Genomic DNA, 21,978 nt, shown 5'->3' on the forward strand with positions numbered 1-21,978 from the left:
ACGCGCTCCCGCCTTACCGGTCGAGGCGGCTTACTTGGCCTTGACCGAATAGACCGGCGTCCAGCTCGCCGGTGCCAGCACGAGGTCCATCTGCAATTTCGGCACGGTGGTCCTGTCGATCACCGTGGCGACCGGCTGAACCAGGCTTATCACCGGCTTCTTCTCGATGAGACGCACCGCCTGGTCGATCGCGATGGCGCCTTCGCCAACGGGATATTGTGTAGCGAAGGCGAGGATGTCGCCGCGGTTCAGCGCGTCGAGCATGGCCTGGTTCTCGTAGGACGAGATGATCTTCAGGTCGTTGCGGCCGGCCTCTGCAACGGCGCCGATGGCCGCTTCGGCCGTCGGAGCGGTGCCCCAGATCACGTTCATACTGGGATAGGCCTGCAGCGCGTCCTGGATCAGCTGAAGCTGCACGGCAACGCCGGAGTCGCCGAACTTCTCCGCCAGGATCTTGGCGTTCGGGTTCTTGGCGACCGCCTTCTTGAAACCCTCGTTGAACGATTCCGCCCAACCCGAGCCGGCCGGGCCGGGAAACGTGACGATGTTGAGCTTGTCGCCGGGCTTGGTCTGCGCCAGCAGGCCTTCGCCGGTGACTTCGCCCATCGCGACGAAGTCGACATAGTTGGCCGCGGGTAGTGCGTTGGGCGGCAGCGGATTGGTGACGCCGACGACCGGCACGCCCTTGGCCTTGGCTTCCTCGAATTTCTTGCTGAGGCCCGCGCCGGAGATCGCGCCGACGATGATCGCGTCCGGCTGGCTCGCCATGCAGTCATCGAATTGCGAGAGCTGCTTGGGCAGGTTCTCGTAACCTCCGGCCTCATAGAGGTTCATGTTGACGTTCATCGCCTCGGCCTGCTTGACGATGCCGTAGGCGACGGCGACCCAAAAACTGTCCTTCATGTGCGGAAACAGGACGCAGAGCTTGTAGGGCTTCTCGGCCTTCGGCAGCGGCGTGTACTCCGCCGGCTTCGCCGTACCGGACGACGCATCGAAGATCTTCATCGGAAACCAGGGCGTCTCGGCGGCTGCAGCCGGCGTGGCTGCGGCGGCGAGAGCGAGGCCGGCGGCCATGCCGAGCACGGAACGGATCGGCCGGGGCCGGCGAGCGAAAAGGCACGTCATGATCGTCATAGCGCAATCCTCATGGTTGAAAGTGCAAGGGGCGACGACTTCGGATTCCACTCTTCAGGCATGTATCGCGCCGCCAAGGGCGGCGCGTCTGCCGAGGGCAGTCAGCTGGGCTTCCACAGCGCGACCGAGCGCCGCTCGAACACTTCGCGGAACTGGCGGGTGGATTCGGGAAGCAGCGCGCCGGTGCCCCAGTCGAGGATCACCGCGTGCTTGCGAATGGCATCAAGCGCGTCGATCGCGCCGCTGCGGAAGCGCTGCGCCACCAGTTCGGGATCCAGCCGGACGTCCGCAACCCGCTCGGCGCGGATCTTGGCGCGGAGCGCCTCGGTCGCGACCTTGTCGAGCTCATAATTGCAGAGCTCGGCATCGATCGTGTGCACCACGACGCCATAGTCCTTGGCGGCGCGCTCGACCGAGACATAATCGTCCTTGATATCCTCGATCACGAGGTTCGGATCGCGCTCCAGCGGATCGCCGAAGCCGCCGCCACCGGCGGTCGGGCGCGAGAAGACGTCGCCTTCGCCGATCGGGACATCCGAGAAGATCGAGCCGAGCCGCTCCTCGCTGGCGCTGCCGGCGCGCTTCAGGGTCAGGCCGTGCGGCATCGACGGCAGACCGCCTTCGATGCCCCAGACCACCGCGCGCTCGCGATCGCAGATGTAGGAGATCACGGTCTTCTCGGCCTCGAGCATTTTCGAGGTCTTCACCACGCCGGCGCCGCCGCGCCATTTGCCGGGCCCGGGGGAATCCTTGAGGATCTCGCATTCGGTGGTCAGGATCGGGTTGGCGCGCTCCTGGCCTTCGACCGGCTGCGACATCAGCCCGGTGCCGAAGCAGGCGGTGGTGACGTTGCTGCCGTCCTTGCCGTTGCGCCCGCCCCAGCCGCCGGGCAGCCAGTCGTAGAACATGAAGATCGGCTTGTCGGCGCTGCGGGCGTCGAGGCCGCCGGTCAGGAGATATTCGAGATTGAAGGCGCAGGCGAGCGCGCGCTCGGGCATCAGCTTCGACCACATCTCGTAGATCGAGTTCATGATCTTCTCGAATGGCATCAGGAAGCCGGTGACTGCGATCGGCCATTTGGCGTCGACGATCGAGCCTTCCGGCGCGATGATGTCGAAGCAGCGGTAGAAGCCGGAATTCAGTGGCAGGTCGGGGAAGAAGGTCTTCATGCCCGCGGCAACGGCGGAGAAGGTCGCGCCGAACGCCGAGTTGTAGATCGAGCCGATGGTCGGATGGCTGCCGGTGAAGTCGTAGATCGCGCGGTCGCCCTTGATCGTCATCTTGATGCGGATCGGGATCATGCCTTCGCCGCCGGCCGGATCGCGGTCGATGAAGTCGACCGTCTCCCATTCGCCGTCGGGCAGCGCCGCGATGCGCTGGCGCGCCGAGCGCTCGACATAGTCTTGCACGGCGGCAAGCCCGGTCTCGACGGTGTCGCGGCCATATTTGCTCACCAGCCGCAGGATCTCACGCCCGCAGACCGCGGTCGCTTCGGCCTGGGCCTGGATGTCGCCGATGATCGACGCCGGGTCGCGGGTGTTGGAGGCGATCAGATGCGCGACGTCCTTGCGCAGGCCGTTCTTGTCGAACAGGCGGACCGGAGTGATGCGCAGGCCCTCGCGGAACATCTCGCGGGCCGCGACGTCGAACGACCCGGGCACGCTGCCGCCGACATCGGACCAGTGCCCGTTGGACTGGCTGAAGGCGATGATCTTGCCGTCGGCGAAGATCGGGCGGATCAGTCGCACGTCGGAGAAGTGGGTGCCGCCGGCATAGGGATCGTTGATGGCGAATACATCGCCCTCGTGCATGTCGCCTTCGAAGTGCCGCATGACGTCCTTGCAGGTGAAATGCAGCGTGCCGACATGGACCGCGATGTCCTGGTTGCCTTGGGCGGCGCATTCGCCGTTGGCGTCATGCAGCGCGCTGGAGAAGTCGCGGTTGTAGATCACGAAAGAATAGCAGGTCCTCAACACCTGCTCGCCCATCTGGTCGACGCTGGTGATGAAGGAATTCTTCAGGACCTCGAAGGTCACGGGATCGAGCGGAAGAGCTCCGGTCATGGTTCACTCCTTCACGCGGATGATGATGTTGAGATATTTGTCGACCTCAGCGCTGGCGCCCGGCGGCACGACGGTGGTCGCATCGACCTGCTCGACGATTGCGGGACCCTGGAATGAAAAGCCGCAGGGCAGGTCGTTGCGCTGATAGACGGGCGTATCGAGCCCGTTGCCGTCGAACCAGACCCTGCGGCGGCCGACCGGCTCGGGGCTGACGCCGGTCGGCTCGTGAACGGCAAATTCGGCCTTGGGAACCACGCCGACCGCCTTCAGGTTGAGGCGGAAGAAGCTGACCGGCGCGCTGTCGCGGCGGAAATTGTACTCGCGCTGATGCTCGGCGTGGAAACTCTGCACGAGATCGGCGATGGCGCCGATCGGCCGCGGCGCGTTCACCGCCAGCGAACGCCACTGGCCGCGATACATCATGTCGATCGACCGCTGCAGCACGATGTCCTGTTCGGCGACGCCTTCGTGGGTCAGTCGCGCGAGCGCGGCCTGCTCCAGCGCCTCGAACTGCGCTTCGATGTCGGCAGCGTCGGCCTCGGCCGCGTCGACCATGCAGCTCTGGGAGAAATCGTGCTGCATGTCGACCAGGAGGCAGCCGAGCGCGGAGGTCACGCCGGGATTGGGCGGCACGATCACGACGGGGATCGCGAGCTCGCGCGCCACATCGACGCCGTGCAGCGCGCCGGCTCCGCCGAAGGCCACTAGCGCGAAATCGCGCGGATCGTAGCCGCGGCTGATCGAGATCAGCCGCACCGCGTCCGACATGTTGGCGTTGGCGACCTTGACGATCGCGTCCGCGGCCTCGTGCAGGCCGAGGCCGAACGGCTTGGCGACACCTTCTTCGACCGCCTGCTCGGCCAATGCAGGGTCGAGCTTCACCTTGCCGCCGGCGAGATCGGTGCCGAGGCGGCCCAGCGTCACGTTGGCGTCGGTGTTGGTCGGTTGCGTGTTGCCGTTGCCGTAGCAGGCCGGTCCGGGAAAGGCGCCGGCCGATTGCGGGCCGTTGCGCAGCGAGCCGGCCGGATCGGTCCAGGCCAGCGAGCCGCCGCCGGCGCCGATGGTGAGCACCTCGATCGAGGCGAAGCGGATCGGGTAACCGAACTCGATGTACCAGTCCTTGGTGATGCGCGAATGGCCCTCATAGGCCAGCGATACGTCGGTGGATGTGCCGCCCATGTCGAGGCCGATCGAATTGGGAAAGCCGCAGAGACCGGCGATATAGCGGCTGGCGATCGCGCCAGCGGCGATGCCGGAGCCGGCGAGGCGCGCCGCAAAATCCTTCACACTCGCCGGCGTCATCACGCCGCCGCCGGTGTGCAGCAACAGCAGATCGCGGGTGTAGCCTTCGTGGGCAAGCCGCTCGCCGAGCCGGCTGGTGTAGTTGACGACGACCGGGCTGACGACGGCGTTGGCCACCGTCGTCGAGAACCGCTCGTGCTCAAAGATCTCGGGCAGCACCTGCGAGGAGATCGAGACGGGGATGTCGGGCATCTCCGCCAGCAGGATGTCGCGCATGGCGCGTTCATTGGCGCCGTTGAGATAGGCATTCATGAAGCACACCGCGACCGCGGCAACGCCGCGGCGTTTGAGGATGCGGGCAACGTTGCGCGCGGCTTCGACGTCGAGTGGTTCGATCACCTTGCCGCCGGCATCGACGCGCTCCGGAACGGTGAGGCGGTCGCGCCGCGGCACGTAGGGCCGGACGACGTCCTTGTAGGTGTCCCAGAGGTCCTCCTTGTTGGCGCGCCGGATCTCGATGACGTCGCGAAATCCCTTGGTCGTGACCACGGCGGTCCGGGGCAGGCGGCGCGTGATCAATGCGTTAGTGGCGATCGTGGTGCCGTGCGAGAACAGCGCCACCTTGGACAGATCGATCGCCGCCTTGGAGACGCCGCCCATGATCCCTTCGATCGGATCCGGCGTCGAGGAAGTCTTCTCGATGCGCACGAGGCCGGTCGTCTCGTCCATGATGCAGATGTCGGTGAAGGTGCCCCCGACATCGACGGCCACACGAAGGTTCTGCACCATGCGTCTTCCTTTCCAACCAGCGTTTCGCCGATCTTAGGCAGGCGGATGGCTTGGGTTCTTGACGCTGAGCGCAGGAAGATTTGTGCGAGAGAGCGAACCGTGCGCGTGCACGGGCCGGCGGCGGTCTGCCTAAGATTCGGTCAGGCGGGCTGCCGGGTGATGGCCGTCGTCAGGCGTTGGCCGTGCGCGAGGTGGCGCGCGCCTCGCTCGGGGTGCAGCCGAACCGGCTGCGATAGTTGCGGCTGAATTGCGCCTGGTCGGCAAAGCCCCATTGGTAGGCGATTTCCGAAATGCTCTTGCGGCAGCTCGGATCGCGCAGCAGCGCGTCGCACATCGCAAGGCGCTGGTTGCGGATATAGGCGCAGACGGTCAGGCCCTCGCCCTCGAAAATCTGGTGCAGATAGCGCAGCGAGATGCCGCAGCCGTCGGCAATCATCTGCGGCGTGAGCCGCATGTCGTCGAGACGGGCGCGGATGAAATGCTCGCAGCGCAGCAGATGGCCGTTGCGCACCGAGGATGAATGGCCGGTGAGCACGCGATCATCGGATTCGATCGCCATCGCGAGCAGCTCGATCAGGTGTTTGCCCATCATCGTCCGCGCTGGATCGTCCATCTCCTCGATGCGCTCGCTGGCAAGCCGCAGCGTGTCGACGAACAGCGCACCGACGCTGCGGCTGGCGTCGAACTGCAAGGTCGCGAGCCGCTCGGGACGGGAAATGCGGGCGCGCAGCACCGCGCTCGGGATCTTCAGGCACCACAGCGCGGTCGGATCCTGATGGCTGAACTCGTAGGGCAGATGGCTGCGCTCGATCAGGAAAGCGCCGGGCCGGCAGTGCACCACCTTGCCGTCCTGCTCGAAGCGGATTTCGGCAAGTTCGGGCACCGTGATCAGGAAGGATTCCTCGCGCTCGTTCAAGAGATGCCGCTCATGGCGCTTGTACAGTAGGCCGTTGGCGATGTTTCGCGACACCGAGACCGGGCCCATCGACCACGCGCTGAGGCGTGCATTGAAGTCGCGCGTGCTGGGGAAGCGCAGATCCAGCGAGTAATAGGTCCGTGAAACGACCTCCTGCCAGTACTGGCGGCGGCTCTGCAACGGGATGTCGTTGGTCGTGTAGGTGACTTGCATGTCTCACTCCCCGCCGCCGGCTGTGCCTCCGGTCGTCGTGTCCCCTTGAGGTAAAGTTTGGCGAGGACAGCCCGACGGCGTCAAGTCGAATAATCCGCAAACAGATATCTCAGATTCCGATCGCCTCCTCGGTCCGGTGCCGGGGCTCGATGCTGACGGGCGGCCGAGCCGGCCCGACGCCGGCGACCGCAAAGCGCATGAAGTCACGGAACGCCTTGCCGGCTTCCGACAATTTGATGTCGCGGCGCCAGGCGAGGCCGATATCCATGCTGGGTACTTCGTCCTCGATGACGCGGGTCTCGATCCGCTGTCCTTCCAGCGACCAGGGCCGGTAGATCAGGTCGGAGAGAATGGCGATGCCCATGCCGCCCGCCACCATGGAACGCACGGCTTCGACCGAGGAGGTACGGAAGATCGTCTTCGGCTCCAGCGAGGCATTGCTCCAGTAGCGCATCGAGGTGCGCTTGGCCTCGTCGACGGTGAGCATGACGTAGGGATAGGTTGCGATGTCGGCGAGATGGACCCGCTCGGCTCGGGTCAGCGGATGCTCGGGCGCAAGCCACAGCCGGCGCGGCGATCGCAGCAATGTCTCACTCGTGAGCATGGCGTTGTCGCGCAGGTTCGAAACGAGCATCACGGCGAGATCCAGCGCGCCGTCGACCAGCGCCCGCTCGAGCACGTCGCGCGGCGCCTCGAACAGTTCGATCGTGATCCCGGGAAAGCTGGCCTGAAACCGCATCTGATGGCGCGGCAGGAAGTAGCCCGACACGGTGTAGGTGACGCCGATGCGGACCGTTCCGAACAGCGGCCCCGCGGACAGTTGCGTGCTGCGCACCGCCTCGGTGACGGCGGCGAGAATCTGGCGGCCCTGCGACAGGAAACGGCTGCCCTCCATGGTCACGCTGACGCCATTCGGCGTGCGCTCCAGCAGGCGCGCGCAAACGGTCGCTTCGAGCTGCTGGATAGCCGCGGTGACCGCGGATTGCGAGACGTTGAGGTCGATCGCCGCCTGGCTGATGCGCCCGGTCTCTGCGGCGGCGACAAAGTAACGGATCTGTTTCAGAGAAACGGACATCGCGGCGGTTCCGATGCTGCCTAACTCGTGAGCGGTGTTTCTCAGCCCGGGCATGTTCATTGCAACTCTCGTGCCGACCGCTGAAGATTGCGCGGCAATGCCGACCTCAGATATGAGAGGCTGCCAACCGACAGCCACAAGTTTAGAGCGCAAACACGCGCGATCGCCGCCGGCCATTGTTGGCCGCGATCATTTGCAGTTGGGCAGACCTCGGCGGTTAGGCCAAGGCGCTGCGAACCTTGCCGAGCAGTTCAGCCCGGTTCCTGCGTGCGGCGAGCGCCTGATCCATGTCGACCTTGACGAACTTCACCGGCGTGTTGGGTTGCAGCTGGCCGATGAGGTCCATGTCCGCGGCAATGACGGTGCCGACCATGAAATAGCCGCCGCCGGAGACTGCGTCGCGATGCAGCACGATCGGCTCGGTGCCGCCGGGAACCTGGATCGAGCCGTAGGGATAGCAGGCATCGGTGATGTTGGATGGATCGGAACCGGCGCCGAACGGCGGTTCGCGCGGCACGAATTCGAGCGGCTTGCCGCCCTTGAAGCGATAGCCGATCCGGTCGGCTTCCGGCGCGACCTTCCAAGTGTCGGAGAAGAAGCCGTCGCCGGCCGCTTCGGTGATGCGGTGCCAGTAGAGCCCGGGCATCGCCCGCAACTCGGTCGGCATTCCCGCCGGTTGCCCGCGCAGATCCTTGGCAAGCGTGCGGCCGTCCCTGCCCGCAGCGGCGGCGTCGCCGATCGGCAGTTCGTCGCCGGCCTCGAGCTTGCGGCCCTTGAAGCCGCCGAGCGCCCCGAGCGCGTAGGTCGAGCGCGAGCCGAGTACGACCGGCACGTCGATGCCGCCGGCGACGGCGATGTAGCCGCGTGCGCCCTGCTTGAGGAAGTCGAAGGAGAGGATCTGGCCGCGCTTCACCTTGAAGCTGGTCCAGCTTTCGCGCGGCTCGCCGTCGAGCTTCGGCGGCAGCTCGGCTCCGGTGATCGCGACCGTGGCGTCCTCGGTGAATTCGAGCTCCGGTCCCATGAACACCGCCTCGAGCACCGCAGCGCCTTCGGGATTGCCGACCAGCAGATTGGCGGCGACAAGCGCGTGACGGTCCATGCCGCCGGAGAGCGGGATGCCGATGTGATAATAGCCGGGACGTCCGAGGTCCTGCACGGTGGTCGCAAGACCCGGCTTCAAAACCTTAACGGCCATGGAGAACTCCATCGAGCTTGCTATTGTAGCCATCAATGTCGCGGTTGAACTCGGTCAGCGAGAACGAGACGTCGCGGATCGTGGGCGCGAAACGCCCGGCATCGACGTCGGCGACCGCGGCGTCGTAGGCGGCACGGTCGATCGGCTTCCACTTCACGATGTCGCCAGGCCTGAACAGGCACATGAAGTCGCGCAGATAGCTGATCTTCTGGTTGGGATCGTAGATCGGCATCGGCGTGATGCCGAACATCTGGTAACCGCCGGCGCCACGCACAGAATAGATGCAGCTGAAGCAGCCGCCGTGTCCGACCGTGAGCTTCGGCGTGTCCGTGCGCGGGCGGAGATATTTCGGGGCCTGGAGCTGCCGCTTGCGCTCGACCATCTGATAGAGGAACGGCAGGCCGGCGACGAAGCCGACCATCGAGACGAACCACGGCGCGCTGGAATGCGCCTTGATGAAGGCATCGACGCTGTCGAGGCCGTTGATGCGGGCGGCGTATTCGAGGTCGGTGCCGTCAGGGTTCTGATGGCGCTCGCGGAAACGCATCAAGGTCTCGTGCGTCCAGGGATCGTTATAGAGCACCGGGATCTCGATGATTCGCGTTTTGATCACCGGCTCCGATTTCTCGGATGCGGAATCCAGCCGCTTCAGCTCGGTGAGCAGATCATCGGGCTTGATCTGGTCGGGATCGAACTTGACCTGATAGGACGCGTTGGCCGGACAGATCTCGGTCACGCCCTTGATCTTGGCGTCGCGCACCGCATTGGTGATGAAGAGGCTCTTGAAGAAGGCCTCGAGCGACATCGCTTCGCCGACCTCGGCGAAGATGTGCTCATCGCCGCCGAAGGAAAATCGGGTTTGCATGGCTAGCAGCCTCCTGTTGCTGACGGGGCGGATTCTCTTGCGATCACGGCGTCACCTTCGCGGAGGGCGGCGGTGAGGTCATGGCGAGGGATGCGGCATGGGCCTCGAGCCACGGCTCGAGCCAGGCGGTGTGAAAGCGCCCGGCCTGCACGTCGGCGTCGCGCGCAAGCGCCTGGTGCAGGGGCTTTGTCGTGGAAATTCCCTCGACGCCGAGCCCGGCGAGTGCGCGCTCGAGCTTGCCGATCGCGCTTGGCCGGTCCCTGTCGTGCACGATCAGCTTGCCGAGCAGGCTGTCGTAGAACGGCGGCACCGTATAGCCCTGATAGAGCATGCTGTCGAAGCGCACGCCGTCGCCGCCGGGCAGGCTGAGCGCGCTCACCGTGCCGGGGTTGGGCAGGAAGTTCCGGGCGGGATCCTCGGCATTGATGCGGACCTCGATCGAATGGCCGCTGACGCGCACCTCGTCCTGGCGGATGCGCAGCGGCTCGCCGCCGGCGATCCTGATCATCTCGCGCACGAGGTCGATGCCGGTGATCATTTCCGTGACGGGGTGCTCGACCTGGATGCGGGTGTTCATCTCGAGGAAATAGAACTCGCCGGTCCGCTCGTCATAGAGATATTCGAGCGTCCCGGCGCCGCGGTAGTTGACGGCTCTGGCGAGCGCGACGGCCGATGCGCAGAGCTTCTCACGCACCGCCTGCGTCAGCGAGGGCGAGGGTGCCTCTTCCCAGACCTTCTGGCGGCGGCGCTGCAATGAGCATTCGCGCTCGAAGCAGTGGATGACGTCGCGTCCGTCGCCGAGGACCTGCACCTCGATGTGCCGCGCGCCTTCGACGAGCTTTTCGACATAGAGCCCGCCGTCGCCAAAGGCTGCGAGCGCCTCGGCCTGCGCCTGCGGCATCAAATGATGGAATTCCTCGGCCGACCGGGCGATGCGGATGCCCCGTCCGCCGCCGCCGGCCGCGGCCTTGATCATGACCGGAAAGCCGGTCCGCTCGACCAGCGCGAACGCAGCGTCCGCGGACTCGAGCCGTCCTTCGCTGCCGGGCACGGTCGGCACGCCGGCGGACGCGGCGGCCTTGCGGGCCGCGACTTTGTCGCCCATCAGCCGGATCGATTGCGCGGTCGGGCCGACGAAGATCAGCCCGGCCGCTTCGACCGCGGCGGCGAACTCGGCGTTCTCGGCGAGGAAGCCGTAGCCGGGATGGATGGCGTCAGCGCCGCTGCTCTGCGCGGCGGCGAGGATGGCAGCCTGGTTGAGGTAGGATTTCGACGCCTGCGGCGGACCGATGTCGACGGCCTCGTCGGCCAGCCTGACCGCGAGCGAATCCTTGTCGGCTTTGCTGTAGACCTGAACCGTCGCAATGCCGAGCTCGCGCGCTGCGCGATTGATGCGCACCGCGATCTCGCCGCGATTGGCTATGAGGAGCTTCTTGATCGTCATGGATGACCGGATCGCCTCAAACGTCGATTTCGGCGATCGGCTGGCCGGCCATCACGGCTTCCTCGTTCTCGGCCAGGAAGCGGACGATCCTGCCCGCCGCGCCGGCCTTCACCTCGTTGAACGATTTCATCACCTCGATCAGCCCGATCGTATCGGTGTCCGCGACCGCATCGCCGTCGTTCTTGTAGACCGGTTTGTCGGGCGCGGGCTTGCGGTAGAAGATGCCCGGAAGCGGCGAGAAGATCTGCTGTGTTGCCATGGTTTCCTCGTAGCTGATTGCTTGCTTGTTGGCGCGCTGCGGTTCAGCGCGCGGCGAGATAGGGGCGAACCGCCTCGCGAACCGCTTCCGCGATCGCGACGGCGTTGGGTGTGTCGGAGTGGATGCAGATTGAATCGGCGCCGACCATGATGTCGTTTCCGGCCACCGAGCGCGTCTTGCCTTCACTGATGGCCCTGGCGCATCGGCTTGCCGCGTCGGCGGGATCCTTGGCCTCATGCTCGCGCGTGATGATTAGGCTGCCGTCGCCATTGTAGTCGAGGTCGGCATAGTATTCGGCAACGAAGGTGTGGCCGCGCTGCTCATAGACCTTCTGATGCAGCGTTCCCTTCATGCCGAGCAGCGGCACCTTGTAGACGTCGGCGGCATCGGCGATGGCCTCGGCAATTTCCTCGCTGCGCGACGCCATGCCGTAGAGCGCGCCGTGCGGCTTGATGTGATTGAGCGGCATGCCCTCGGCATCGAGGAACGCCTTGAGTGCGCCGATCTGATACAGCAGACAGTTGCCGAGCTCCTCGCGGCTGATCTTCATCTCCCTGCGGCCAAATCCCTGCAAGTCCGGCAGAGAGGGATGCGCGCCGACCTTGACGCCGAACTCCCTGGCGAGCTGCACGGTCTTGCGCATATGATTGAAGTCGGAGGCATGAAAGCCGCAAGCAACGTTGGCGACGTCGATATGAGGCATCAGTGCCCTGTCGTCGCCCATCTTGTAGAGGCCGTAGGCCTCGCCCATGTCGCAGTTGATCACGACCATCTCTCGATTTCCTTCCAGCAGGCTGCTTCATACGATCCGAGGCACGGCCGCCCGGGACGCGCGTCCCAGGCGGCGTTGCCGACTTACTTGGACACCAGATAGTCGAGCGGGATCTTCTCCGAGATCGTCCACTGGTCGATCACCTTCGGCTTGCCGGCCTCGGTGTCGACGATCAGGTAACGGCCCTGGTTCTGGTGGTGGATGTCCTTGGTGAAGGTGCGCGGCCCGAACAGCGTGGGCTCGTTGTTCATCTTCTCGAGCTCGGCCACGACGGGCGCTGCATCCGTCGACTTGGCGCGCTCGACCGCCTTGGCCCAGACGTCGATCAGGACATAGCCTGGATAGACGTATTGGCTCGACGGATCGCCGCCGGTGACGTCCTTGTACTTCTTGTTGAACTCATTGACCTTGGGGTTCGGATCGTCGCCGTAAACCGAGCCCTGCACCGGGACATAGAAGTTCGAAAGGTCCGGCACGGCGTTCAGCCAATAGCTGCCGTCGACGCCCGAACCGTTCAGGATCATCGACTTGATGCCGGCGGCGCGGATCTGCTTGATGGCGGAGACGGCGCCCGGCATCATCGTGCAGAGCATGATGGCGTCGGGTTCTGACGGGAGGCTCTTGATGCGGGTGATCTGCGAGGCGATCGAAGCGTCGTCGTTCTTGAAGGTGTCGCTGCCGACCAGCTTGGCGTCCTTCAGGCGCGGCATCATCCAGTCGAAGCCGTCGCAGATGCCCTTGTTGTAGACGGTCCAGCTGTCGAGCAGGCGGTAGAAGCTGCGTGCGTTCTTCCTGGTGTAGGCCCATTCCGACATCGTCGCGCCCTGCACCGGCGCCAGCACCGAGGCCGAGAACGAGAACGGGCCGACGCCGGGGATGCCGGCCTTGATCGACTCGGCGCAGAGAAAGAAGGAGACCTTGCCGGCCGCCTGCGCCTGCAGCGCCGCCGGTGCGCCGAAATCGTAGTCGCAGGAGACGATGACGAGGTCGGCGCCCTGGTCGAGCACGGCGAGACCGGCCTTGGCGCCTTCGGCCTGGTCGGTCTTGGTATCGGCGAAGACGGGCTTGATCTTCTTGCCGAGCAGGCCGCCGGCCTTGTTGATCTCCTCGATCCGGATCAGGGCCGCATCCTGCGCCGGCTTGTCATAGGCCTGCATGAAGCCGGATGCAGCGGTCGCAAAACCGACGACGATCTCGTTCGCCGCCTGGGCCGGCGTGAACCAGAGCGTGGACGCTCCGGCCAGAACGCTGAGTATTGTCGTAAAACGCATGGTCCACTCCTCCAATTCTGCAAACAACGTCAGTTCGATTCCTTCAGCGCCGTCTGAACGGGTTGCGCCAGACGCTGCCGCAATAGCCATCCACGCCAGGCGAATTCCTGGTTGCGGGTCAGTCCGGTCGGTAGGTAGATCAGGATCACGATGGTGATGATGCCGATCGCGATCTCCTGGGCGCCGTTCGGCAAAGCCACGGTGTGGCCGCCCAGGCTGACGCCTTTCTCGAGATTACGGAACAGCTCGATCAGCACCGACATCGCGACCACGCCCGAGACGGCGCCGCTGAGGCTGTACATGCCGCCGACCACCAGCATCGACAGCGTGACGAAGGTGGTGCGCAGATAGAAGGCGCCGGGATTGACGATGCTGAGAAAGTGCGCATAGAGCGCGCCGGCGAGCCCGATGATGAAGGCGCTGACCACGAAGGCAATCAGCCGCTCGCGCACGATGTCGATGCCGGAGGCGCTTGCCGCGACGGATTCGTCGCGCGTGGCGCGCAGCGCGAGCCCCGAACGCGAGATCGAATAGAGATAGGCGATGGCGATGGCGACGGCGGCGCCGATCCATCCGATCCACACCGTCATGGTGGGCGGAATGCCGACGATCGAGCCCTGTCCGCCGGTCACCGAATCCCAGTTCGAATAGACGTTGTTGACGACACCGAGCAGGCCGAAGGTCGCGATCGAGGCGGCGATGCCCGACAGGCGCATGATGACGCGTCCGATCAGCAGCGCGAACAGCGCTGCGAACAGGCCGGAGATCGGAGTCGCCACCCACATCGGCAATTGGGTGTGCAGCAGCCAGGCCGGCAGCCCCTTGAGCGTGATCGACTTCATCACCGGCGGAATGGTGAGCCAGGCGGTCATGTAGGCGCCGAGGCACATGAAGCTGATATGGCCGAACGACAGCAGGCCCGAATTGCCGACGAAGACGTAGAGGCCGACCACCACCATGATGTTGATGAACATCTCGACTGCGGTGCGGTTGAATGCCCGGCTGCCGAACTGATAGCTGAGGCCGGCCATGATGAGCAGCGCCACGATCAGCACGATCGGCGTGATGATCGTTTGCCGGAACACGGACGGCCGCTGCGACATCGATCAGACCCTCTGTTTGGCGGATTTCGGTGCGAACAGGCCCTGCGGCCGCACCAGAAGGACAACGATGACAGCGCCATAGACGAAGGCGTCGCGGAACACCCGGGCGTCATGCGGCAAGGTCGCCTGGAACACGACGCTGGCTGCGCCGATCAGGAAGCCGGCGGCAACGGCGCCCGGAATGCTGCCGAGGCCGCCGATCACGGTCGCGATGAACGCGATCAGCATCACGTTGGCGCCCATGCCGATATCGGCGGTGCCGGAATTGGTTGCGAGGATCAGGCCGATCGCCGCAGCCAGCATGCCGCTGATGGCGAAGGCCAGCAGGATCACGCCGTTGGCGCGGACCCCGAGCATCCGGGCCATCGTGAAATTCTCGGCCGCCGCGCGCATTTCCAGCCCATAGCGCGTGCGCTTGAGGAACAGCACCAGCACGGCCAGTACGGCCAGCGTGATGATGATGGTCACGACCTGGAGCATCGGGATGTGGGCGCCGAAAAATTCGACCGGCAGGCCGAGGCTCGGCCACAGCGTGATCGATTTCGGCCGGCTGGAATAGAGCATCAGCAGGAGGTGGCGGATGACGAAGCCGAGCGCGAAGGACGCGATCATCATCGTCGCCGGATTGGCATTGCGGAAGCGGCGGAAAACGACGATCTCCGACAGGATGGACAATCCGGCTCCGATCACGAGCAGTAGCGGAATCAGCAGGTAGAACGGCAGCTGGCCGGCGAACACAATCGCCGCGGCATTGATCGACGGCCACAGCATGGCGAAGACGCAGAAGGCGATGAAATCGCCGTGGGCGAAGTTGACCAGTCGCATGACGCCGAAGATCAGGGCGATGCCGAGCGCGCCCAGCGCGTAGAGGCTGCCGAGGCTGAGCGCGTCGAAGATGATCTGCAGCAGCTCCCGCATCTCAGTGATCTCCGAACCCGAAATAGGCCTGCTTCAGGCGATCGTCCCTGACCATGTCGGCCGCGGGCCCCTCCAGCACGATGCGTCCACCGCGTATCAGCACCATCCGCCCGCCTGTCATCATGGCGCGGGTCGAACTCTGCTCGACGATCAGGAGCGTGAGCCTGCGCTGCGCCCGCAGCCGCGCCAGGATTTCGTAGACCTGGTCGATGATTTTCGGCGCAAGTCCGAGGGACGGCTCGTCGATGGCCATGACGCGCGGCGCGGCCATCAGCGCGCGGCCAATGACCAGCATCTGCTGCTGGCCGCCGGACAGCATCCCTGCCGGGCTGTGGCGGCGCTCGGCCAGCATCGGGAATTCCGCGTAGACCTGCTCCAGATCGCCGGCGATCTTCCTCCTGTCGGCCCGCATGCCGGTGCCGACCTTCAGATTCTCCTCGATCGTCAGCGCGCCGAACACGTTTCGCCCCTCGGGCACCAGCGAGAAACCGCGCCGCGCGATATTCTCGGGCGAGACGCCTGTCACATCCATGCCGTCGATCGTGATGGAGCCGGACCCCGGCGGAACGACGCCCGCGATGGCATTGAGCAGCGTCGACTTGCCGGCGCCGTTCGGGCCGGTGACGAACAGGATTTCGCCCTCGTCGATCTTCAACGTGACGCCGCGCAGCGCCGTGAGGCGCCCGTAGCTGACCGTGATGTCGTCGACGGCGAGCAGCGTCATGATGCGACCGCCTCGGGGGCTGCAATCGCCGGAATCAATTCGTCGCGCTGCGTGCCCATATAAGCGTGCCGCACTGCATCGCTGTCACGGATCTGTGCGGGCGGGCCGACCTCGATGATCTCGCCGGAATCGAGCACGAAGATGCGTTCGCAGAGTTCGAGCACGAGGCCGATATTGTGCTCGATCAGCAGCACGCCGACATTCAACTCGCCGGCGATCCGCCGGATGATGGCCGCGAGCTCGTGGCTCTCATGCTCCGACATTCCGGCCGCGGGCTCGTCGAGCAGCAGATAGCGCGGCGTGCACATGATGGCGCGGCCGATGGCGACGCGGCGCTCGTCGGTATAGGGCAGGGCGCCCGCGATGACGCCGGCGAGGTGCGAAATGCCGAGCCAGGCCATGACCCGCTCGGCTTCGGCGATCGCGACGGAACGGCTCAGCCCGAGGCCGACGCCGGTCACCTCCAGATTGTCCATCACCGGCAGATCGCGGAAAAGCCGGCCCGACTGGAACGTGCGCGCCAGACCTTTGCGCCGCAATTTGTGCGCTGCAATGCCGCTGAGCGGTTCGCCTTCCAGTTCGACCGTGCCGGTGCCGACCGGCTGAAAGCCCGTCAGCACATTAATAAGGGTGGTCTTGCCGGCGCCATTGGGGCCGATCAGCCCGGTGATGCGCCCTCGCGGCACGGCCAGCCTGACATTCGACAATGCCTTCAGGCCTTCGAACCGGACGCTGACGTCACGAGCGACCAATTCCAGGCTATCGGACATGATTCTCAACGCCTTCTCACGCATGGAGCGATGGATTGATTTTTCCGATCCACCGGGCGATTGTAAAATTCGAAAAATCGTTCACTGATATCGGAAATTTTGATGTCTTTGACGTTCCGTCAGGTTCGGCATTTCATCGCGACCGCCGAGACCGGACGCGTATCGGCCGCCGCGGCTGCGCTCAGCGTGACGCAGTCGGCGGTGACGGCGTCGATCAAGGCGCTCGAGGCCGAACTCGGCCGCAAGCTGTTCGATCGTCACTCGAACGGCGTCACGCTGACGTTTGACGGGCAGGAGTTCTTGCAGCGCGCCCGCGCCGTCGAGGCCAGCGTGTCGGATGCGATGCGTCGATGCGGCGATCATGCTGATCGCGAACCTGCATGACCGGCACTCCATTCGCTCGCGACTGCTGCTGCGCTCGCCGCGCCGTTTGTGGACCTGCGTCAATCATCCGCTGCTGCGCAAGGACAGCGTCAAGCTGGCCGACCTCGCCAGCGAGCCCTACCTGATGCTGACCGTCGACGAGGCCGAACGCTCTGCCATGCGTTACTGGCAGCCGACGGCGCGCGTTCCCAACGTCATCTTCCGCACGCTGTCGGTCGAGGCGGTTCGCAGCATGGTCGCGACCGGCATGGGCATCACCGTCCTGTCGGACATGGTCTATCGCCCCTGGTCGCTGGAGGGGCATCGCATCGATCTCAAGACGCTCGATGACGATGTCCACACCATGGATGTCGGCCTTGCCTGGAAGGACAAGGCCAGGCTGTCTCCGGCGGCGCGCGCGTTCTGCGAGTTCGTCGCGCACTCCTATCCCGGATCGGAGCCGGTTCAGTTCGACTGACCCCGGGCGCTCAGTGCACGCTGGTGGTCACGGCCGCATTGGTCGTCGAGGTCGCGATGCCGCCGCGCAGCCGCGAGCGGAGCTCCTCGGCTACGTTGCGCGCATCGGAACCGTCGCGGATGATCTGCGGGCGGATGAAGATGATCAGCTCGGTGCGCTGGGTCGCGTTGCTCTGGTGCCCAAACGCATCGCCGAGCCCCGGTATCTGGTCCAGCACAGGGATCGCGTTGCGCGAGCCGCTCTGCTGCTCGCTGATCAGGCCCGCCAGCAGCACGGTCTGGCCGTTGGCCACGGCGATCTGGCTCTTGACCCGCCGCTCCGACACCGTCGGCGTCAGGCTGTTGGCGCTGGTCGCGGGCACGTTGCTGATCTCCTGCTCGATATCGAGCCGCACCGTGCCGTTGACGCTGACGCGCGGCGAGACCCGCAGGATGATGCCGGTGTTGCGATAGTCGATGGTGTTGACCACGGTGTTGCTCGTGGTCAGCACCGTGGCGCTGCCGGTCGACACCGGGACGACATCGCCGACCTGCAAGGTCGCCACCTGGTTGTTGATCACGACGAGCGACGGGTTGGAGAGCACCTTGACGCTGGTGACGGCGTGCAGTGCATCCAGGATCATGCTCGGCTGCGTAGAACTTCCGATCAGGAAATTGAAGCCGGGGAAGGCCTGGTTGATGAAGGCATTGGTGAGCGAGCCGGCGACGGTGGTGGCGCCCGTCGTCGCGTCCGTCGTGGTGGTTGGGGCCGTGGTGGCCTGGGTGTTGAGGATCGAGCCGGTATTCGGCTTCAGGCCGAGATTCCGGCTGGTCAGGTAGGTCTGCACGCCGTAGGAGAGGGTGTTGTTCAGCGTCACCTCGGCGATCGTGGCGTCGATCGCGACCTGGAGCTGCGGCTCGTCGATCTGCAACAGCGTCGCCTCGATGATGCGGTAGTTGGCCTGATCGGCATAGATCAGCAGCTTGTTGTTGACGGCATCGGGCGTGATCCTGACATCCTGCATCATGGGCTGGCCGTTGCCCGAGCTGGCGCCGCGTCCGCTGTCGATCGCGGCGTCCTTGTTCTGGTTCTGAATGCCATTGCCTGCTTGCGCACCGGCACCCGCCGCGATGCCAGGCGTCGCGCCGCTCCCCAGACTGCTGCCGCGGGACGCGAAGCCGCCATTGGCGCCCGAACTGGAGTTGCCGTTGAGCGACAGCCGGTCGGCACTCGAGCTCGTGGTGGTCCCCGAGCCCGGCGCGAGCTGGCTGTCGGCGCTGTCGAGCAGGCTGGAGGAGGACCCGCCGAGGAACATGTCGGTCAGCACCTTGGCGATCTGGCGCGCGTCGCCGTATTTGACACGATAGACGTGGACCGTGGTGCGCGCGGTGTCGTTGCGATCGAGCCGCTTGATCCAGGTCGCGGCGGTGCGCAGCATCTCCGGCTTCTTGGTCACCACCATCACGGCGTTGAGGCGGGAGATCGGCACGAACTTGATCAGGTTCTGGCTGAGGCCATTCTCGCCGGAATCGACGATCTTCTCGAGCTCGGCAATGACGGGCGCGGGCGAGCCGCTCGAGATCGGAAAGATCCCGACCGACTGGCCGCGCATCCAGTCGACATCGAAGCTGAGCACGGTGTCGACCGCGGCGCGGCGCTCGGCGCCGGTGCCCTGGATCAGCAGGAGATTTCGCGTGGTGTCGGCGCGGACGGCGCCGGCTCGCGTGGCAAAGCTGTCCGTCAGCTTGAGCAGGGTCTGCGCCGATACATATTGCAGTGGAACGACCGAGACGCCGAAGCCGGGTTCGGGATTGGCCGCGGCGGCATCGACCTGGCCGCCGCCGACGGCGTCGCCAAGGGGCGTGAGCCGATAACCGGTCGTATCGTGCAGCAGCACGACGCCGCTGAGGCGCAGCGCATTTTCGAGCACGAACACCATATCGGATTTCGGTACTGGACGGACGGAGACCAGGCTGACCGTGCCCTGCACGCGCGGGTCGATCGTGTAGCCGACATGCAGGATGTCGCCGAGCACGACCTTGGCGACGGTAGCAACCGGTGTGTTTTCGAAATTGAGGTCAAAGCCGTTGCCGTTGGCGGTCGGCTGGGGCCGTGCGTCCGAGACGGCCGTCACCTCAGACCCTTCATACATCGCCGCACGAACGCTGCCGGCCGAACCGCCTGTTGCCGCCATCCCGTTCACGGTTTGCGGCTGCCGCGCCGACAGGTCCAGCGAGCGGACCTTGTCGGTGACGTCGATCTGCGCGCTGTCGACGCCCGCATCGCCGACTGTTGCGGAGTTGCAGGACGCCAGTAATCCCAGCGATGCCAGGACAAAGGCGGCCCCGAGGCCGCCACGGATCGTGGGGCGGCCCACCTTGCCTACGCGTTGCATGAAGCCCTTCGCTCTGACTGGCTATGTTTCTGAGTTTGTCTGACGAGATCGGCCCCTGCCCCGGGGCGGACTCTTAGCGATCGAACATGACAGAAATAAATTGGTTACATGATTGTCGTTCAGGACCATGAGCATCGCATCGGATCAAAGCGAGCGGTGTGTTGTCCGGGACACGCATGATGCCGTCTCAAAGTTTCTTGAACAGGACGGGAATCGTGACTTCGCACAGCTGTCATACTTCGGATCGATAACCGGTGGGCTGAGCGCATGCCGAAGGGGTCCGACATCGCGGCGCGAGCGCATCCGAAATCGTGCGACGGGACAACAAGAATGGCCAACGATCTGTCCGTGCAGTTCGTGGACTACCTCCGTCAGAACAAGCATCTCGCGCCGATCGAGGGGGGGCCCGACCGGACCGGGCGGGGTGCCGACTATCGGCAGTTGAAATTGTGGGAGGTCACAAGCCTCTCGCCGACCGAATTCGCCGACGAGGCCGCGCGCTTCTTCACCCTTGGCCGGATCGCGTTGCAGGAGATGATGGCGGCGGAGCCGCTGGTCGCATCGTTCTCGCCCCGCTTCCTGCGCGAGACCATGGTCTTTCCGTGCAGCACGGGCGATGGAACCAGGGTGCTTGCCATCGTCGATCCGACCGATCAGGCGACGCAGCGCGCGGCGCAGATCGTGCTCGGCACCGACATTGTCGTGAAAGTTGCGTCGTCGGAAGACGTTGCGGTCGCTTTGAACCAGAGCTTCAGCGCAGAGGAGGCCCAGCCGGCCGAGCCGTCGGCGGCATTGCCGCGCGAAGACGACATCGAAAGCCTGCGCGATCTTGCCAGCGGCGCGCCGGTGGTCCGCGCCGTCAACGACCTGCTGGAAAAAGCTGTCGAGCTGCGCGCCAGCGACATCCATATCGAGCCGTTTCTCGCCGGGCTGATGGTTCGCCTGCGGATCGACGGCTTGCTGCGGCCAGTCTCGGCACTGTCAGGCGTGCTGCCCCAGGCCGTGGTCTCCCGCATCAAGATCATCGCCAATCTCAACATCGCCGAACGCCGCTTGCCGCAGGACGGCGCGGCGCGGCTGCGCGCGGGACGCGCCGACATCGACATCCGCGTCGCGATCATGCCGACCCAGCACGGCGAGTCCGCCGTCATCCGTATCCTGCCCAAGGATCGCGGGTTGCTGGTCGTCGACAAGCTGGGATTCTCGCCGCCCGACGAGACCAAGCTGAGGCGGCTGCTCAAGCTGCCGCATGGCATGATCGTCATCACCGGGCCGACCGGCAGCGGAAAGACCACGACGCTCGCGACCATCCTCTCGATCCTCAACGAACCGACCCGCAAGATCCTGACCATCGAGGACCCGGTCGAATATGAGATCCCGGGCGTCAACCAGTCCCAGGTCAAACCGGCGATCGGCCTGACCTTCGCCACCGCGCTGCGCTCCTTCGTCCGCCAGGACCCTGATGTGATCATGGTCGGCGAAATCCGCGATACCGAGACCGCACATGTCGCCGTGCACGCGGCGCTGACCGGCCATCTTGTGCTGACGACGCTGCACACCGAAACCGCGGCGGCCGCGGTGCCGCGGATGCTCGACCTCGGCGTCGAAGGCTATCTGCTGCGCTCGGTGCTGCGTGGCGTGATTGCGCAGCGTCTCGTCCGTCAGCTCTGCGAGCGCTGCAAGACAGCGCGGCCGCTGGCGGCGGCCGATTTCACCGAGGATCCGAGGCTCGGCGCGCTCGGCTTCCGCGCCGACGAGATCGTGCACCAGCCGTGCGGCTGCGAGCGCTGCGGCGGAACCGGTTATCGCGGCCGCCTCGGCGTGTTCGAATTGCTCGAACTGTCCGACGAACTGCGCGAGTTGATCGGAGAGCGTACCGACGGCCTGAAGATCGACGCCATGGCGATCCGCGGCGGCATGACTACGATGCTTGCCGACGGCATTGCCAAATGCCGCGCCGGGTTGACGTCGCCCGCCGAAATCCTCCGCGTCACGACCGTGCGGTGACGC

At 65.2% G+C, this 21,978-nt stretch carries 19 protein-coding genes; 3 read left to right on the forward strand and 16 right to left on the reverse strand.

Translation table 11 applies throughout. From position 1 onward, the window contains the following. Positions 1 to 30 precede the first annotated feature (30 nt). The 15 genes from torT to J6500_RS18390 form a co-directional block, all read right to left on the reverse strand. Entirely contained in the window at positions 31 to 1,134 is a 1,104-nt protein-coding gene (gene torT / locus J6500_RS18320) for a TMAO reductase system periplasmic protein TorT (RefSeq protein ID WP_225714088.1), read from the reverse strand. 101 nt (positions 1,135 to 1,235) lie between these two features. Continuing rightward, positions 1,236 to 3,197 carry a hydantoinase B/oxoprolinase family protein gene (locus J6500_RS18325; RefSeq protein WP_225714089.1) on the reverse strand — a complete coding sequence of 654 codons (1,962 nt, stop codon included), beginning with the start codon at positions 3,195 to 3,197 and terminating at the stop codon, positions 1,236 to 1,238. A gap of 3 nt (positions 3,198 to 3,200) precedes the next feature. Beyond that, positions 3,201 to 5,225, reverse strand: coding sequence for a hydantoinase/oxoprolinase family protein (locus J6500_RS18330; RefSeq protein ID WP_312018225.1), 2,025 nt, complete (start codon positions 5,223 to 5,225; stop codon positions 3,201 to 3,203). A gap of 172 nt (positions 5,226 to 5,397) precedes the next feature. Then, positions 5,398 to 6,357, reverse strand: a complete 960-nt coding sequence (locus tag J6500_RS18335; RefSeq protein ID WP_225714091.1) for an AraC-like ligand-binding domain-containing protein — start codon at positions 6,355 to 6,357, stop codon at positions 5,398 to 5,400. A gap of 109 nt (positions 6,358 to 6,466) precedes the next feature. Continuing rightward, positions 6,467 to 7,432, reverse strand: a complete 966-nt coding sequence (locus J6500_RS18340; RefSeq protein WP_225714092.1) for a LysR family transcriptional regulator — start codon at positions 7,430 to 7,432, stop codon at positions 6,467 to 6,469. Positions 7,433 to 7,649: 217 nt separating this feature from the next. Then, entirely contained in the window at positions 7,650 to 8,627 is a 978-nt protein-coding gene (locus J6500_RS18345) for a 5-oxoprolinase subunit C family protein (protein WP_225714093.1), read from the reverse strand. Then, a complete protein-coding gene (locus J6500_RS18350) occupies positions 8,617 to 9,492 on the reverse strand; it encodes a 5-oxoprolinase subunit B family protein (protein ID WP_225714094.1) in 876 nt (291 codons plus the stop codon). The genes J6500_RS18345 and J6500_RS18350 overlap by 11 nt, the downstream gene beginning before the upstream one ends. Positions 9,493 to 9,535: 43 nt before the next feature. Continuing rightward, positions 9,536 to 10,936, reverse strand: a complete 1,401-nt coding sequence (locus J6500_RS18355) for an acetyl-CoA carboxylase biotin carboxylase subunit (protein ID WP_225714095.1) — start codon at positions 10,934 to 10,936, stop codon at positions 9,536 to 9,538. Between the two features lie 16 nt (positions 10,937 to 10,952). Further along, positions 10,953 to 11,195: an acetyl-CoA carboxylase gene (locus J6500_RS18360; protein WP_225714096.1), complete on the reverse strand. Its 243-nt coding sequence runs from the start codon at positions 11,193 to 11,195 to the stop codon at positions 10,953 to 10,955. Positions 11,196 to 11,238: 43 nt separating this feature from the next. Continuing rightward, on the reverse strand, positions 11,239 to 11,967 hold the full coding sequence (gene pxpA, locus J6500_RS18365; protein WP_225714097.1) for a 5-oxoprolinase subunit PxpA: 729 nt from the start codon (positions 11,965 to 11,967) through the stop codon (positions 11,239 to 11,241). Between the two features lie 83 nt (positions 11,968 to 12,050). Beyond that, complete coding sequence (locus J6500_RS18370; protein ID WP_225714098.1) at positions 12,051 to 13,238, reverse strand: ABC transporter substrate-binding protein; 1,188 nt, start codon at positions 13,236 to 13,238, stop codon at positions 12,051 to 12,053. Between the two features lie 29 nt (positions 13,239 to 13,267). Then, a complete protein-coding gene (locus tag J6500_RS18375) occupies positions 13,268 to 14,341 on the reverse strand; it encodes a branched-chain amino acid ABC transporter permease (RefSeq protein WP_225714099.1) in 1,074 nt (357 codons plus the stop codon). A 3-nt stretch (positions 14,342 to 14,344) separates the two neighbouring features. Next, complete coding sequence (locus tag J6500_RS18380; protein ID WP_225714100.1) at positions 14,345 to 15,259, reverse strand: branched-chain amino acid ABC transporter permease; 915 nt, start codon at positions 15,257 to 15,259, stop codon at positions 14,345 to 14,347. A 1-nt stretch (position 15,260) separates the two neighbouring features. Next, entirely contained in the window at positions 15,261 to 15,983 is a 723-nt protein-coding gene (locus J6500_RS18385) for an ABC transporter ATP-binding protein (RefSeq protein WP_225714101.1), read from the reverse strand. Then, entirely contained in the window at positions 15,980 to 16,753 is a 774-nt protein-coding gene (locus tag J6500_RS18390; protein WP_225714102.1) for an ABC transporter ATP-binding protein, read from the reverse strand. Before J6500_RS18390 ends, J6500_RS18385 begins: the two co-directional genes overlap by 4 nt. A gap of 102 nt (positions 16,754 to 16,855) precedes the next feature. Between J6500_RS18390 and J6500_RS18395 the strand changes: the two genes are divergently transcribed. Further along, positions 16,856 to 17,137, forward strand: a complete 282-nt coding sequence (locus J6500_RS18395; RefSeq protein WP_225714103.1) for a LysR family transcriptional regulator — start codon at positions 16,856 to 16,858, stop codon at positions 17,135 to 17,137. Further along, on the forward strand, positions 17,115 to 17,594 hold the full coding sequence (locus J6500_RS18400; protein ID WP_225714104.1) for a LysR substrate-binding domain-containing protein: 480 nt from the start codon (positions 17,115 to 17,117) through the stop codon (positions 17,592 to 17,594). Before J6500_RS18395 ends, J6500_RS18400 begins: the two co-directional genes overlap by 23 nt. 10 nt (positions 17,595 to 17,604) lie before the next feature. Here J6500_RS18400 and gspD read toward each other — a convergent pair whose 3' ends face one another. Then, positions 17,605 to 19,968 (reverse strand): type II secretion system secretin GspD, encoded by a 2,364-nt coding sequence (gene gspD, locus J6500_RS18405; protein WP_225714105.1) that lies wholly within the window; start codon positions 19,966 to 19,968, stop codon positions 17,605 to 17,607. Positions 19,969 to 20,298: 330 nt separating this feature from the next. On the opposite strand from gspD, the gene J6500_RS18410 reads away from it, so the two are divergent. After that, positions 20,299 to 21,975 (forward strand): GspE/PulE family protein, encoded by a 1,677-nt coding sequence (locus J6500_RS18410; RefSeq protein ID WP_225714106.1) that lies wholly within the window; start codon positions 20,299 to 20,301, stop codon positions 21,973 to 21,975. The last annotated feature ends 3 nt before the right edge of the window (positions 21,976 to 21,978 follow it).

The sequence above is a fragment of the Bradyrhizobium semiaridum genome, assembly GCF_020329505.1.
GTDB lineage: Bacteria > Pseudomonadota > Alphaproteobacteria > Rhizobiales > Xanthobacteraceae > Bradyrhizobium > Bradyrhizobium semiaridum.